This window comes from Rhizobium sp. BK650, from assembly GCF_014195325.1.
Classification (GTDB): domain Bacteria; phylum Pseudomonadota; class Alphaproteobacteria; order Rhizobiales; family Rhizobiaceae; genus Rhizobium.
In genome coordinates, this window is the sequence record NZ_JACIBK010000003.1 from 1 (window position 1) to 14689 (window position 14689).

The 14689-nt window shown below is 62.0% G+C and carries 10 protein-coding genes and 2 pseudogenes; 5 read left to right on the forward strand and 7 right to left on the reverse strand.

What is annotated here, in order from left to right:
- Nucleotides 1–271 precede the first annotated feature (271 nt).
- Complete coding sequence (locus FHX15_RS08115; protein ID WP_184395378.1) at nucleotides 272–925, forward strand: TetR/AcrR family transcriptional regulator; 654 nt, start codon at nucleotides 272–274, stop codon at nucleotides 923–925.
- A 258-nt stretch (nucleotides 926–1183) separates the two neighbouring features.
- On the opposite strand, the pseudogene FHX15_RS08120 reads toward FHX15_RS08115, so the two are convergent.
- Nucleotides 1184–1472, reverse strand: a pseudogene (locus FHX15_RS08120) (RidA family protein); the annotation flags it as partial.
- Here FHX15_RS08120 and FHX15_RS08125 point away from each other — a divergent pair.
- The 3 genes and pseudogenes from FHX15_RS08125 to FHX15_RS08135 all read left to right on the forward strand — a co-directional run.
- Nucleotides 1471–1898, forward strand: a pseudogene (locus tag FHX15_RS08125) (TetR/AcrR family transcriptional regulator C-terminal domain-containing protein); the annotation flags it as partial. The pseudogenes FHX15_RS08120 and FHX15_RS08125 sit on opposite strands and share 2 nt — an antisense overlap.
- An 11-nt stretch (nucleotides 1899–1909) precedes the next feature.
- A complete protein-coding gene (locus FHX15_RS08130; protein WP_184395379.1) occupies nucleotides 1910–2767 on the forward strand; it encodes an alpha/beta fold hydrolase in 858 nt (285 codons plus the stop codon).
- Nucleotides 2768–2895: 128 nt separating this feature from the next.
- A complete protein-coding gene (locus FHX15_RS08135) occupies nucleotides 2896–4440 on the forward strand; it encodes a DHA2 family efflux MFS transporter permease subunit (protein WP_184395380.1) in 1545 nt (514 codons plus the stop codon).
- Nucleotides 4441–4570: 130 nt separating this feature from the next.
- On the opposite strand, the gene FHX15_RS08140 is transcribed toward FHX15_RS08135, so the two are convergent.
- A complete protein-coding gene (locus FHX15_RS08140) occupies nucleotides 4571–5245 on the reverse strand; it encodes a TetR/AcrR family transcriptional regulator (protein WP_184395381.1) in 675 nt (224 codons plus the stop codon).
- A 137-nt stretch (nucleotides 5246–5382) separates the two neighbouring features.
- Between FHX15_RS08140 and FHX15_RS08145 the strand changes: the two genes are divergently transcribed.
- Nucleotides 5383–6123 carry an SDR family NAD(P)-dependent oxidoreductase gene (locus FHX15_RS08145; protein ID WP_184395382.1) on the forward strand — a complete coding sequence of 247 codons (741 nt, stop codon included), beginning with the start codon at nucleotides 5383–5385 and terminating at the stop codon, nucleotides 6121–6123.
- A 365-nt stretch (nucleotides 6124–6488) separates the two neighbouring features.
- Here the strand turns inward: FHX15_RS08145 and FHX15_RS08150 are convergent, their stop codons facing one another.
- From FHX15_RS08150 to FHX15_RS08170, 5 genes are all read right to left on the reverse strand, one after another.
- Entirely contained in the window at nucleotides 6489–7259 is a 771-nt protein-coding gene (locus FHX15_RS08150; RefSeq protein WP_184397073.1) for an SDR family NAD(P)-dependent oxidoreductase, read from the reverse strand.
- 172 nt (nucleotides 7260–7431) lie between these two features.
- Nucleotides 7432–7962: a gamma carbonic anhydrase family protein gene (locus tag FHX15_RS08155; protein ID WP_184395383.1), complete on the reverse strand. Its 531-nt coding sequence runs from the start codon at nucleotides 7960–7962 to the stop codon at nucleotides 7432–7434.
- A gap of 9 nt (nucleotides 7963–7971) precedes the next feature.
- Complete coding sequence (locus tag FHX15_RS08160) at nucleotides 7972–8664, reverse strand: fumarylacetoacetate hydrolase family protein (protein ID WP_184395384.1); 693 nt, start codon at nucleotides 8662–8664, stop codon at nucleotides 7972–7974.
- 113 nt (nucleotides 8665–8777) lie between these two features.
- Nucleotides 8778–10793: an adenylate/guanylate cyclase domain-containing protein gene (locus tag FHX15_RS08165; protein ID WP_210290634.1), complete on the reverse strand. Its 2016-nt coding sequence runs from the start codon at nucleotides 10791–10793 to the stop codon at nucleotides 8778–8780.
- Entirely contained in the window at nucleotides 10793–14563 is a 3771-nt protein-coding gene (locus tag FHX15_RS08170) for a FecR domain-containing protein (protein WP_184395385.1), read from the reverse strand. The genes FHX15_RS08165 and FHX15_RS08170 overlap by 1 nt, the downstream gene beginning before the upstream one ends.
- Between the last annotated feature and the right edge of the window lie 126 nt (nucleotides 14564–14689).

A 14689-nucleotide genomic window follows, 5' to 3' on the forward strand; every position in this document is an offset into this window, starting at 1 on the left:
CCGAAAGGCTGGAAGTGTGACTGTCCCTGGATCATCGAATACATCTCACTGATCCCTTCTCTCAACGGGCGTGGCCTCTTTCATGCCACCTCCTTTCGGCAGATGCAGGCAAGGTCCGGCCGCTCGCGGCGCCGGGCAGGCGGCCCGGCTCCGCGTTCATTCGGCGATAGATGTACTGCATATTAATATGTACTGAGTACAGTATTAGCCTGCCGGTCGCTGCCTGTCAACATCGGTGTACTCAGTACATGAATCCTGTTATGGGAGGAGCATGACGACGCCATCAGACGAAACACCCTCAGATCGAAGATCCCGCAAGCGCCTCGCGACACGCCGCGCCATATCGCATGCCGCCGACCGGCTGTTTTTCGAGCGGGGCTTCGAGAATGTAACGGTCGATGAGATCGCCGCGGCTGCCGATGTCGGGCGAATGACGGTCTTCAACCATTTCCCGCGCAAGGAAGACATGTTCTTCGATCGCGACGAGGAGGCGCGCGAGACCCTGCGCGAAGCCTTGCGGCAACGCGATGGCAGCGTCTCTCCCATCGAAACCTTGCGGCTGCTCGCGCATCAGCTCGTCAGGCAGCAGGCGCCTTATTTGCTATTTTCCACGGCGAGCCAGGGTTTCATCGAGACGGTGGAGAACAGCGAAACGCTGAAGGCGAGGGCGCGCGCGATCCGCGACGAGATCGCGGAGGAACTGGCTGTCTCGCTTGCCGAAAGTGCAGGGCAGGAGGCCGGCGATCCCTCCGCCAAACTTGCGGCCGCCATGCTGCTCGCGGGCTGGAGCGTCGCCTTCATCGAGGCGCACAGGATCTTTCGGGAAAGCCGCGATACGGACAAGGCGAAGGCCGCCTTTCTCGCGCTCGTCGATCAGGGAAGCGTGGGCGTGACGGCTGCCATGGCGGGCACGGCTTATGCCTGACCATGCTTGAATCAAAAGGGCGCTCGACCCTTGCGGGGAGCGCCCTTGTCCTGTGAAGCTCGAACGCGGCTCGACCAACGTCGATACCAAGCGCAAGTTCGTTTTCAGGTGAAGCCGCGATATGATGTGTGGCAGGGCGGATTGCAAGAGGCGAGATGTCGGAATCTTCGATATTTCTCACCCCTGTATCTTGGGGTGAACGCCCGGGCTGTGGCGGCGAGATCACAATGACGGCGGCGCTGGACCCCTTCGCCGCCATCAATCCAGAATGACGACAGCTTCGACCTCGAAGAGCATCGGGTCGATTGCAAGCTTGGGAACGGGGACGAGCGTCTGCGCCGGCAGGGTCTCGTCGAACATTTCCTTGACGTTCCGGGTGAGCAGCTCGAGCTTCGACATGTCATGATCGACGACGTAGACGGTGAGTTTAGCGACCTGATCTGGCCTCGCGCCGAGCGCCTTAAGGGCCACGCGAGATTGGCATAGGCCTGTTTCACCTGGGCAGCGAAATCAGGCGAGAGGCGCCGGCGCTGTCCTGGCCGCACTGGCGCGTCGGCATGCTGCGCCATTCCTGGTCGGCTTCGCTTTTACCGCACCGGGCGCTTGGGCCTAACATCATCGGACGTCTGGAACGGTTAAGCAGCATCCTGTCTGCGGCTGGTGTGGCGGATGCGGATTTGAATGTCGCGATATGGTCGCTCTGGAATTACGTGATCGGCGCCACCGTCACACGGGCGAGCTTCGATTCTCGGTCGAAAACCGGGCCGCGGCTCAGCAGCGCCTGACCGGTCTCACCGAGCACTACCCGACAATCGAGCGCTCGCGTCTGCTTCTCGACGATGATTGGGACGGCACATTCAGGAAGGGCCTGGACTTCCTGCTGGACGGTCTTGCGCCACGAGACGGCGGCCGGATGCAGGAAACAGGAACTCTGGGGACCGGCGCGCATTTCCCTTTGACGATGCGACGATGAGGGAGCCTGCAATGCGATCACCCGAACGCCAGCAGTTTCGCCTTCCCACCGGCAGAGTGATGTCTTTCGTGACGGCGGGTGAGGCATCGAAGCCGCCGATATTGCTGCTTCATGGCTTTCCGAGCTCGTCGCGGACTTTCCGGGATATCATCCCCGGCCTGGCCGGGGTGGCGCAGGTGATCGCGCCCGATTTGCCGGGCTTCGGCGAATCCGACGTCTTGCCGGCACCATCCTTCGGGACCTTCGCCGAAATGATTTCCCTGCTGCTGGAGCATCTCGGCATCGGCCCGCGCTATGTCTATCTTCACGATTTTGGTGCGCCTGTCGGCTTTGAGATCGCCATGCGAGCGCCGGAAGCTGTTCTCGGCCTCGTTATCCAGAATGCCAATGCCCATGCGACCGGGCAGGGGCCAGCCTGGGCAGCTACGCAGGCTTTCTGGCGTAACCCCTCGCGGGAAAACGAAGCCGAGGCCACCGCGCACCTGACTTTCGAGGGCATTCGCGCTCAATATGTGGCTGGCGTTCCCGACGATATCGCCTGCCAAATTCAATCGGACCGCTGGGAAGAGGATTGGCGCGTGATGCAGTTGCCGGGGCGCATAGAGACGCAGCGCGCCCTGATTGCGGATTACGGGAACTATGTTTCGAAATTTGGTGCGATCGCCGATTATCTGGCGTGCCACCAGCCGGCTTCGCTGATGGTCTGGGGACGGCACGACCCTTTTTTCGACCTCAGGGAAATCCTGTCCTGGATGGAGGCGCTGCCGAGAACGGAAGCGCATATTCTCGATGGCGGACATTTCCTGCTGGAAACGCATGCGGCCGTGGCAACGCGGCTGATCGCTGAATTTCTCATCGACAACAGGTGATTGCTCCTGGGCCTCTCCTGCCATTGTGTTTTGGCAGGCTGCGCCATGCCCTGCTATTGTCGCCTGCCATGCGTCGATCCCGGCCATCCCGGCCGCGTCTCAGAACGGCGCTTTTGCAGGACCATTCCATGTCCGACCGGTCTGAACCCGTTTCGCGAGAAGTTGCGCCACAGCGTAGATGGATCGGCTTTCTTGCGATGTGCCTCGGCATGTTCATGGCGATCCTGGACGTCCAGGTCGTCGCCACCTCGCTTCCGACCATCCAATCGGCGCTCGACATTCATCCGGATCAGATGAGCTGGGTGCAGACCGCCTATCTGATCGCCGAGGTGGTGGCGATACCGCTGACGGGTTTCCTGACGCGGTTTCTGACGATGCGCTGGCTGTTCGTCGCCTCGCTCCTGCTGTTCGTGACCGCTTCGGCGGGCTGTGCTGCGAGCGGCAGTTTTGGCGAGCTCGTTGCCTGGCGCGTCGTCCAGGGCTTTTCCGGTGGCACGCTGATCCCCTCGGTCTTTTCGGCCGTCTTCATCCTGTTTCCGGATAAGCGGCAGGCGCTTGCCACGACGATTGCCGGCGTTCTCGCCGTGCTTGCGCCGACCATCGGGCCGGTTGTCGGCGGCTGGCTGACGGAGACCTATTCGTGGCACTGGCTGTTCCTGATCAATATCATCCCTGGCATTCTGGCCGCGCTTGTCGCCATGCGCTCGCTTCCCCGGGAGAGCGTCAACCTCTCCGAGCTCCGGCATCTGGATATCGTCTCGCTGCTGCTGATGGCGGTGAGCCTTGCCGCATTGGAAATCGGCCTGAAGGAGGCGCCGACGAGCGGCTGGACCTCGCTCACTGTCGCCGGCCTGCTCGGGTTGTTCCTGATCTCGGGATGCGTGTTTGCGTGGCGGACGCTGCGCAGAGCAATGCCGGTGGTCGAATTCAACAATTTCGGCAACAGGAATTTTCTGGCCGGCTCGGCGCTGAGCTTCATTCTCGGCATCGGCCTTTTCGGCTCCGTCTATCTCATGCCCGTCTTTCTCGCTTTCGTGCGCGGGCACAATGCGCTTGAAATCGGCATGACGATGCTGGTGACGGGCATTGCCCAACTCGTCACCGCGCCGATTGCGGTGGCTCTCGAAAAGCGCACGGATGCGCGATGGCTCTCTGCCGCCGGCTTTGCGCTCTTTGCAACAGGCATCGGCATGAGCGCCTTTCAGGATCCGCAGACAGATTACGATGCGATGTTCTGGCCGCAGATTGTGCGCGGCAGCGCCATCATGTTCTGCCTGCTGCCGCCGACGCGCCTTGCCCTCGGCACCCTGCCGCCGGAGCGCATTCCAGACGCCAGTGGTCTGTTCAACCTCATGCGCAATCTCGGCGGCGCGATCGGCATCGCGCTGATCGACACGGTCATCTACACCCGCTCGGACCCGCTCGGCCAGGGGATATGGGATCGGCTGAAGGCGGGGGATGTCGATATTGCCGCTTTCGTCGGCGCGCCGCTGCAGGCGATTGCGGGGCATCAGGGGGAGTTCGATGCGGATATGACGGCGCTGCTCGACCCGCTTGTGCAAACGGCCGCAACCGTCCAGGCGCTCAACGAGGCGTGGATGGTGGTTGCGGTGCTGACGGGGTGTGCGCTGTTGTGGGTGCCGTTTGCTCGGAAGGTGGAGCCGGCCGCATAAGGTCAGCGCGGCGCGGGAGACACTACAGTCTTCCGCATGGAGGGCGACAGGATCATCCGCTTCGACATCGGCGAGGGCGGGTTAACAGGGAAGAGCGGTCATCCGACGCCGGCTCATGCCGATCGTCCCGCTATGATCGTCCTTGCGTGCGGGCGTCCCATCCGAGCATCGAGACTTCGGCGACGGATTCCAGTTCGCTGCGGCTTGCTCCATCGCGGGCGAGGATCGACATGCCGTTCTGGACGGTCTGCACGAAACGGGCGAGGCCGTGAATGTCGGTCGAGGGTGGAATTTCGCCCGCCGATACCGCCTGCGTCAGGCGCAGTTTCAAAAGGTCTAGCGTGACGGCGCGGGCGGTCCGCACGAGTTCGCCGAGTTCGGCATGACCCTCGCTGCCGACCGAGGAGAGGACCACCATGCAGCCGAGGGGGATATCGACGACGGAGCCGGTCAAGACCGCCGCGGAGTCCATGAGGAACGCTTTGACGGCTTCGCGTGCCGTAGGGGCGGCGCGAAAGCCAGCCCAGACAAGCGTTTCATTGGTCTCTTGGTAATAGTTCAATGCCTCGGCATAGAGCGCCTCCTTCGAGCCGAAGGCGGCGTAGAGGCTTGGCGATCCGATACCCATCGCCTCGGTAAGGTCTGTAATCGACGTCGCCTCGAAACCCTTTTCCCAGAACAGGCGGGTCGCCTTCGCAAGCGCAGCTTCCCGGTCGAAGGCGCGCGGACGCCCGCGGGTGCGTGCGGCTGTCATTTCGTTGGTGGTCGTATGCTGGGCTGGCGGCGTCTGGTCGGATTTCTGCATCGGTTACTGTTTAAACCCGCCAGCGCGCCTCGGCAACGGTGCGAAAATATTTTGTATCGATCGATATAATATTCTTGACGGGCGCCTTCGTCGTCGCCAAGTAATTCTGTGTCGATCAACACAGAAAGGGACGCTTGATGACTGAACTCGCTGGGAAACGTGCTCTCGTGACGGGCGCGTCACGTGGGATCGGTGCCGCCATTGCGGTGGCGCTCGCTGCAAAGGGCGCCAATGTCGCCATTACCTATGAACGCTCAGCCGATCGCGCCGCCGAGGTCGTTCGCGCTATCGAGAGCAAGGGCAGGCGGGGATTTGCAATCCAGGCCGACAGCGCCGATCCAGCGGCCGTGAAGCGCTCGGTGGAGGAGGCGGCTCGCGCGCTTGGCGGCCTGGACATTCTCGTCAACAATGCCGCCATCGCGCTTTACGATACGATTGCCGGGTTCAGCGTCGCGCAAATCGATGCGCTGCTTGATGTCAACGTGCGCTCGCCGGTGCTCGCCGCGCAGGCCGCCATTCCCCATCTGCAAGCGGGAGGCCGCGTCATCAATATCGGCTCGGCTGGCGCCGAACGCATCGTCGGCGACACCGGCACGGTGTATTACATGACGAAATCCGCACTGCAGTCTTTCACGCGCGGTCTCGCTCGCGAACTCGGACCTCGGGATGTTACCGTCAACCTGATCCAGCCGGGATCAACCAATACGGACATGAACCCGGCCGATGGGGAATTTGCCGACTTCCAGCGCGCGCTGATACCGCTCGGCCGCTACGGCGAGCCGCAGGATGTGGCGGCTGCCGTAGCCTTCCTCGCAAGTCCGGCTGCAAGGAACATCACAGGCGCCATTCTCAATGTGGATGGCGGCTTGAACACCTGAGGGCGTCTGGGCTTCAGAAGATCAGCACTAGGAAAAGGCTGGCCGATGCCGGCGTTTTTCGCATCCTTCGAAAGCGCTGGCAGAGGAGATGCGTGCCAGAGTTCGCCGCTTGTCTTCTCGGCAATGGTCGGTCCACCCCCGATCGGCGCAAGCTGATCCGGTAGTCGGCAGTCAATCGAGGTGATCCAGAGGCTATTCGGTCTGAATGGCCGGCTGCTGTAGGGGCAAAGTCATGGCTGAAGGACAAGGCTGCGGCGCATCGAGGGCTACACGATCGTCCGCTTTGATATTGAGGATGCAAACTAGGCCGTGAATCGTGGGAGCCGCGTCAAGTTGCGGAGGAAAGTGCCGCTGGCGTCTCGGCCTCAGGCGACGGACCACCCACCGTCCACCAGCAGGTTCGCGCCGGTGATGAGGCTCGCAGCCGGCGATGCAAGGAAGACTACGGCACCCACCACATCATCGGTTTCACCGATTCGACCGAGTGGAATGTGATCGAGGGTCGCTTTGCGATTGTCGGCATCGGATAGAAAAGGCGCTGTACCGTCGGTGTGAATGAACGTCGGCGATACGGTATTTACGGTGATGTCGTAGCGTGCCCATTCGGCTGCGAGGCAGCGCGTGAGGTGATTGATTGCCGCCTTGCTCATGCAATAGATTGCCTCGCCACGCAGTGCCACGGTACCGGCCTGTGAACTGATGTTGATGATCCGGCCTCCATTTCGCTTGATCATGTGACGGCCCACTGCCTGCGTCATCAGAAAGGTGCCCTTGATGTTGACATCGAGTATCTCGTCAAGGTCCTTCTCCTCAACGAGTTCCGCGAGATTGCCCGGGGCTACGCCGACGTTGTTGATGAGGATGTCGATCCGACCGAACGTGGCAATCGCCGCATCGACGGCTTGTGCGATATGGGCCTTGTTGGGAATGTCCAGTTCGATAGGGAGAACTTTTCGTCCCGCGCCCTCGATTTCGGCAACGAGGCCCGCCGAGGCTGCGACATCACGGACCCCCAAAACAATATCGGAGCCTGCTGCGGCACAGGCAAGTGCGCAAGCTCGACCGATGCCACGGCTCGCTCCCGTCACCAAAGTCACCTTGCCCGCAAGGCTGAAGTCCGGCGCGTTCTTCTGCATCATGATGCTTCCCTCGATGAAGCTCATTTATGCCAGCGTCGGCTTGCGGATGCCAGATGTTCTGCGCATACCAATGAGCGTCCCCGGCAGTCTCGGGCAGTCCGAGCGTTGCTCGTCCGACGGATTGCGCCGACGCATCAATGCTGCTTTGCCATATCCGGCAGAAGCCATGCTAATCAATCCGCTTGAGATCCCGCGCAAAGCGCTGCCAGTTACCCACATACTTCCTCGCCGACTGGGTGATCTTCGCAGCTGCCGCCTCGTCCAGCGTGCGGATCGCCTTTGCAGGCGCGCCTACGATCAGGGAGTTGTCGGGGAATTCCTTGCCTTCGGTGACGAGCGCATTGGCGCCGACGAGGCAATTGTGGCCGATCTTGGCGCCGTTCAGGATGGTGGCGCCCATGCCGATGAGCGAGTTGTTGCCGATCGTGCAGCCGTGGATGATGGCGTGGTGGCCGAAGGTGCAATTTTCGCCCACGGTGGTCGGGAAGCCGGGGTCGGTATGGACCATGACGCCTTCCTGCAGGTTGGTTGTCTTGCCGATCGAGATCGGTTCGTTGTCGCCACGCAGCACGGCACCGAACCAGATGCCGACCTCTTCGGCGAGCTCGACATCGCCGATCACATGCGCGTCGGGGGCGATCCAGAATGTGCCTGATTGAGGCAGTTTCGGTCTTACATCGCCGAGCGCATAAATCGCCATTTTTCCTCCTCACACCACTTTGAGCGACAGCGTTGCCACGCCGTCGACGCCGCAGGAGATGCTGTCGCCCCTGTTGATGGCGGCGACACCTGATGGCGTGCCGGTCATAATGACATCGCCGGGTGCGAGAACGAAGAGTTTCGAAAGCTCTGCAATGATTTCCGGCACTTTCCAGATCATCTGGTTTAAGTCGCCATCCTGCTTTTTGACGCCATTCACCTCCAGCCAGACGCGGCCGGCGGCGGGATGGCCGATGCGGCTTGCCGGGACGATGGGCGAGACCGGCGCGGAATGTTCGAAGGCCTTGGCGAGCTCCCACGGGCGGCCGAGCTTCTTGGCTTCGGCCTGCAGGTCGCGGCGGGTGAAATCGATGCCGACGCCATAGCCATAGATGCAGTCGAGCGCCTTTTCGGCGGGAATGACAGCGCCGCCGGCCTTCAGCGTCAGCACGCATTCGACCTCGAAATGTACGTCATTGGACAGCGGCGGATAGGGGAAATCCTTGCCGGCGAATAGATTGTCGGCATTCTTCTGGAAGAAGAAGGGCGGCTCGCGGTTCGGGTCATGGCCCATTTCGATGGCGTGGTCGGCATAGTTGCGGCCGACGCAATAGACGCGGCGGACAGGGAAGCTTTCTGCGCTGCCTTCGACGGGCAGGAGGACGGGCTGGGGCAAGGGAATGACGGTGGCGGGGAGAGACATGGCGATGCTTCTTGGCTGTTTCGAAATTGCGATCGGACGAATGGACTGTCTAAAGAGTCAGCTGACATCCTAGACGCAAAAAGCCGCCGGGGGAAAGTGCGGTGGGGGCCGGGTCAGTCCTGTGCGAGACCGCCGCGCACCAGCGCATAATAGGCCGAGAGTTCGGGGATCGCTTTCGGCAGGGTTTCGAAAGCCGGATCTGCCATGGTGAGCCGGCCCGCATATTTGGCTTCGAGGAAGGCATTATGCTCCGGCAGGGCATCGCGATGGGCGCCGTAGAGCACGGTGAAGATCGGCGAGGGCACTGTGCGGCCCTTGACGATGATGCGGTCGAGCTCGACCACGGCGTAGCGGTCGGCGACAAGGCGGGCGGTTTCCTCGCCGAGAAGCAGGGCGACGCCATAATTCTTCGAGGCGCCTTCCAGGCGCGAGGCGAGGTTGACACTGTCGCCGAGGCAGGAATAGTCGAAGCGGCGGGTGGAGCCCATATTGCCGACGATGCATTCGCCGGTATTGATGCCGACGCCCATCTTCAGCACATGCAGCGTGCGGCCGGTGGCGGCGGCTTCCCGCTCCAGCTCGCGGTTCAGCGTGCCGATCGCATCCTGCATGGCGATCGAGGCCTTGACCGCACGCAGCGCATGGTCGGGGTCGTCGAGCGGCGCATTCCAGAAGGCCATGATGCAATCGCCCATATATTTGTCGATCGTGCCGCCGTGATCCATGACGACATCCGAAAGCGGCGTCAGCAGGCGGTTGATCAGCGTCGTCAGCTGCTCCGGATCGTCCTTCATCGTCTCGGCGATGGTGGTGAAGCCGCGCACATCCGAAAACAGGACCGTCAGCGTGCGCCGTTCGCCGCCGAGCTTCAGCTGGGAAGGATCGTTGGAGAGGCGCTTGACGAGATCGGGTGAGATATATTGGGCGAAGGCGCGGGTGATCTGGCGCTTCTGATGCCGCTCCTGCGCATAATCGAAAGCGGCCTGTCCGAAGGCGACGGCGACGAAGGCGACGGTCGGGCCGAGCGGCGAGACGAAGACATGGGTAAAGCGGATGCCGGCATAACTTGCCGCCGCAAAGGCGAGAACGGCAGCGGCGGTTGCGACCAGCGTGCGCCAGTTCGTGGCTTTCCAGACGGTGGCTGCTGCGAGCGCGACCGCAATGAGAATGCAGATCGCGACAACAGGCAGGCCGGCTTCGGAAATCGCCAGGCCGTGGACGATGTTGTCGTAGATCGTGGCCTGCACCTCGACGCCGGAAATCAGCTTGCCGGTGTGGACGGTATAGGGCGTGGCATAGGCATCGACGCCGCCCTTGTCGATCTCGGGGGCGTTCTGCAGGCTGAGGCCGACGAGGACGACGCGATCCTTGAACGTATCGGGCGGCAGGAAATTCTTCGGATCGAGCGCCTGATAGTAGGAAACGGTCGGATAGCTGCGGGCCGGGCCGAAGGACTGGATGAGGGAGCCTGCCGGCAGATGTGGCGCCTGGATGCCCGCGGCCTTCGCAAGCTCCATGGCGAAGCCGTCCTCATAGGACGGAACATTGCGGAAGACGCCGTCGCCATTCAGCGTGATGGAGGCGATGCCGGTGCGCGCGCCTGCCTCGGTCATCTGCGGCAGCGGCGTCGTGCGCAGCAGCTGAGCGGCCTGCGGCGTCTGGATCAGCGTTTCGTCGCCGGCGAGCACGACATCCGGGCCGACGGCAGCCGCTATCGCCTGGTCGTTCTCCGGCGTCGAGGGTTCGGCCATGATGATATCGAGGGCGATCGCCTTTGCGCCTGCAGCGCGTAGCTGCTTGACGAGTTCGGCATGCAGGCTGCGCGGCCAGGGCCATTGCGCATTGATATCGGCAAGTGAGGGCTCATCGATTGCCACGATGATCGGCCCGCCATCGGGCGGGGTCGGGTCGTCGATGGTGGAGAGATAGTCGAAGGTGCGCAGCTCCGTCAGCGTCCAGGCGGGCAGGCGCGAGAGCAGCGAGATCGTCACCAGCGTGACCAGCGCCAGAACGAGAAGACGGATGCCGCGGCTGGAAAAGGGCCAGCCGGGCGGGCGACCAGCCTCAAGGCGCGGTTCTGGCGACCGCTCTGCCTGAAGGCGTTGCAGGGCGGCCGGGCGCGCCATCATCAGAAGCGGATCTTCAGGCTGCCCTTGAAGGCGCGACCCCAGCCGGGAGTGCCAGGCAGAACCTCAAAATCTTCGTCGAGCAGATTGTAGGCGGCAGCCTCGAGCGCGATGCGCTTGTCGAAGGGTTCCCAGATGAGATGGGCGTCCAGGCTCCAGTAATCATCGAGCTTCGTGCCGACCAGATCGCCGGAGCGCTCGCCGATATAGTTTGCAGCAACAGTGGCTTTCACCTTGGCTTCATTGACCCAGGTCAGCGCGATCTGGCCGGAGTTTTGCGGAATGAAAGGCAGGTCGCCGTGGTAATTGAAGGTCGTCGGATCCTCGTTTTCGGAATCCATATAGGCATAGGTGGCCGAGAGGCCGAAGCCGGCCCCCAGAGCAACGTTGGCCGTAACGGCAGCGCGATCGATGGTGCCGCGCCCGTAAGTCTGGCTGTCGACGATTGCGAGGCCAGTGATTGGCAGACCGATCGAGAAATCGTGCAGTTCCTGATGCTGATATTCGACTGATGTGAAGAAGCGGTCCGTCCATTCGGCATCCCATTGCAAGGCAACAGTATCCGCGTAACCCTCTGCTCCTACCGAGAACTGGTTGGCCTGCAGGCCGAGGATGCCGACCGGCGCCAATGATGGTACGCCCGGTTCGAGACCCTGGCGCATGAAGGCGGCGCGCAGCCACTGATTTTGCACGGGCTGCCAGGCAAGGCCGAAACGCGGTTCAAGCCGGCTGACATCCGTACCGTCGCCTTCCAGGCGCGTCGCGAACAATGCGTATTCACCCTTCAGATCAGGCGTGATCTCGTGAAGGAGGTCGATATAGGCGCGGCCGATATTGACGCGGCTGCTCTCGTCGTCCGGGCCAAATGTCCGCTCGTCGACGAAGCCCGGCAAAAGGGTATCCAGATGAATCGTTGTCTTGTCGCTGCTGTCGGTCCATCCGCCTTCGATACCGTATCGCCAGGTCAGCGTGTCATCGCCGATGCTATGGCTGATCGCTGCTATGTAGGTTTTGGACGCGCTCTCCAAGCTCGTTTCCATGAACGGGAGAAGATCTGGAGGGGGAGCGCCGGTCACCTCGGAGACATCAAACGTCTGATCGAAAACGGTTTTCGCTTTGCCTTCGGAATAGAGGAGGGCGGTATTGAGCACATTCCGATACCCGAAAGTGTGGCTCCAGCCGATACCACCGATCGTCGTCTCACCCTCATCATATCTGTTTTGATAGAGGGGTAGATCCAACGTCGGTATTACAATTAAACCGCCGAAGACGGGCAGAAAGAATTCTTCATTCAGGCGGTCGGTGAATGCCGTGCTTGTCGTCAGAGCATTCAGCGGCCCGTAGCTTTTGCCATGGTTGATGAAGCTGACGATACGGTCATCCGGCGTCAGCGTGGCCGTCAGATAAGCATTGCCCGTTAGCAGTTTTCTGTCCAGCGCGAACCCACCGAAATCGCGGTAGTCGCCGTCCAGCGCCAGTTCTTCCCAGCTCAGATCGGCGCGGAAGCTCATTGGAATGGTGGCATTTGAATAGCCCTGGATTTCAGCTTCGCCGGTGCGGCGCGTATGGCCGTCGACGCTGTTGATGCCGCCGCCGAGCGCGCCTTCGATGAAGGGCACGTCGAACAGCGATGCCGAGCGTGAACGGCCGGAGAGCATGTGGGGCGAGAGCAGCAGGCCCTGGATGAAGGATGAGTAGGCTGATGAATTGAGGCGATACTGGCTGACGCTGTCGTCGCTGAAGCTCGTTGCGTTGACGAACGGAAAGATGCTGCCCTTGATCGACTGGTCGATGTAACCGGTGCCGTTAAAGGGATCGAAGACGGCATCGCCATAATAGCGGCCCCAGGCATCCAGTCCCTGCAGGCGGAAGGCGTCGTTCAATGTCGAGCCGGCGCTCGCATTGGCGCCGAGCCCACTGAAATCGCCGCCGCGGGCGCGCGAGCGGCGCAGGAATTCCTGCGCGTTGGCGATCGCGCCATCGGCATTGTAGTCGTCAATATCGATGGCGGTGCGGAAGGACGAGATGATGGGATCGTTCTCGTCGAGACGATTGGCGTTGTCGAGTGCCTGTTCGGCAGGAACCCGGTCGCCCTTTTCGTAATGGGCGGCTGCAAGCATGAACTGGGATTGGGAATGAGCGGGATTCGCGGTGCTGGCGGCGAGCAGGTCTTCCAACGCCTTGTCGCGCTCGCCGGTCTGCAGATAGTAGCGGCCGCGGGCGAGAAGGGCGAGGTAGAAGTCCGGCTCGGCGGCGAGCGCCGCGTCGATCTCGCGCTTGGCATCCTTCATGCGCCCCTGGTCGAGGTAGAGGATGGCGAGATTGGCATGCGCTACCGGATCTTGCGGATCGAGCGCGATCGCCTTCTTGAAGGCTTCTTCCGCTTCGTCATTGGCATCGCGCGAGCTCTGCAGAATGCCAAGCGAATTCAGCGTGCCCGATGCGCCGGGGGCAAGCTCGATGGCGCGGTTCAGGTCGGCAAGCGCGCCGTTGATATCACTTTCATAGGCTGCCTTGTACTCGGCGCGGGCGGCGAGCGCCATCGGATGATCCGGGTCGAGCGCCAACGAGCGTTCTATCGCTTCCTTCATCTGCTCGCGGTCGTCAATGAGCTGCGAGAACGAGGCGCGGACCGCCGGCAGGGTCGGATCGTCAGGGTAGCGCCGTTCCGCCTTCCGGAGGACGTCGATCGCTGCACGTGGGTTTTCCAAGAAGCCTGCCGTATAGGCCTGCATAAACGCGCCATAGGGGCCGGTTGTGGTGGCCGGTGGCGATTCGACATGGGAGGGGTCAGCGAGCGAGCGGGCGATATAGCCGCCATATTGCGCCATGTTGCGGCGTGTCGGGTCGAGATGCGGCAGGGCCTTCTGGAAGAGCTTAGCGGCATCGCCATAGCGCTTTTCGGAGCCGGCGATGGTAGCGTCGAGGAGGTCGACGCGCGCCTGCTGGGCGACCGTCAGCTTGCGGCCGCGGATATTCTTCAAGGTTGCTGCCGCAGCCTGGCGTCCGTCGAAGGCGCTCTGCACTTCGGCGAGTTCCAGCCAGTCTTCGGTCGTGCGACGTTCCGGCGGCAGCGCCAGCAGCCGGCGGCGTTCGCTCGCCATGCGGTCGGCCCGCAACGGCGAAGTCGGCACGCTCAAACCGTCGCGCAGGTCCAGATAGAAGAGCATCTGCTGACGATCGTCAGGATTGACGCTGATGATCTTGTGCGGCGCCTGGCCGATGGTGGCGACAGCGCCTTCGCCTTCGTTGACGTCGACGCTGCCCTGCGGGTTGGTGAGCGACACCCGGCCTTCGAGCACGATCATCGAGGTCTTGGCGCCTTCGACGGTCATGGTCCAGTCCGTGCCGCGGATGGCGGCTGCGGCGGCGGGGGTTTCGACCGTCAGGCCCTGGCCGCCGCGCTGGGCGCGCGCCCAGATGGTGCCGGACTGAAGGTTGAGGATCGTGTCGCCGGTCGCCGACATCTTCTTAACCTGCAGCGCGGAATTGCGGCCGAGGCGGATCTGCGTGTGATCGGAAAAGAGGATGGCGAGCTGGCCGGTGGCGTTGGTGCGCAGCACGTCTCCATCCAGGAGGTCCTGATTGAGATCGACGACGCGCCAGTTGGTGACATCGACGAAGCGCACTTCCTCGCCGGTCTTGCGGGCGATGACGGAGCCTGCAACCGGCGTCGGGCGCTGCAGCGGCTCGGCCGCAACCGGAAATGCAAACAGAAATAACGTGATCGCAAGAGATGTACTTGCGCTCAGAAAAGACTTCCACCCCGACATTCCAGATACCCCCGCATCTTTTTCCCCTTTGGCCAAGCAGGGCTCAAAAGTCAAGCCGGATGCACACGTGTTCTTGCTTTAGGCTTCGAGTGTATTATTAGGGAAACACTATCTAGGCCGGGGGAT

Coding starts and splice junctions, on each gene's coding strand:
- FHX15_RS08115 (WP_184395378.1), top strand. CDS start 272: ATGACGACGCCATCAGACGAAACACCCTCAGATCGAAGATCCCGCAAG.
- FHX15_RS08130 (WP_184395379.1), top strand. CDS start 1,910: ATGCGATCACCCGAACGCCAGCAGTTTCGCCTTCCCACCGGCAGAGTG.
- FHX15_RS08135 (WP_184395380.1), top strand. CDS start 2,896: ATGTCCGACCGGTCTGAACCCGTTTCGCGAGAAGTTGCGCCACAGCGT.
- FHX15_RS08140 (WP_184395381.1), bottom strand. CDS start 5,245: ATGCAGAAATCCGACCAGACGCCGCCAGCCCAGCATACGACCACCAAC.
- FHX15_RS08145 (WP_184395382.1), top strand. CDS start 5,383: ATGACTGAACTCGCTGGGAAACGTGCTCTCGTGACGGGCGCGTCACGT.
- FHX15_RS08150 (WP_184397073.1), bottom strand. CDS start 7,259: ATGCAGAAGAACGCGCCGGACTTCAGCCTTGCGGGCAAGGTGACTTTG.
- FHX15_RS08155 (WP_184395383.1), bottom strand. CDS start 7,962: ATGGCGATTTATGCGCTCGGCGATGTAAGACCGAAACTGCCTCAATCA.
- FHX15_RS08160 (WP_184395384.1), bottom strand. CDS start 8,664: ATGTCTCTCCCCGCCACCGTCATTCCCTTGCCCCAGCCCGTCCTCCTG.
- FHX15_RS08165 (WP_210290634.1), bottom strand. CDS start 10,793: ATGATGGCGCGCCCGGCCGCCCTGCAACGCCTTCAGGCAGAGCGGTCG.
- FHX15_RS08170 (WP_184395385.1), bottom strand. CDS start 14,563: ATGTCGGGGTGGAAGTCTTTTCTGAGCGCAAGTACATCTCTTGCGATC.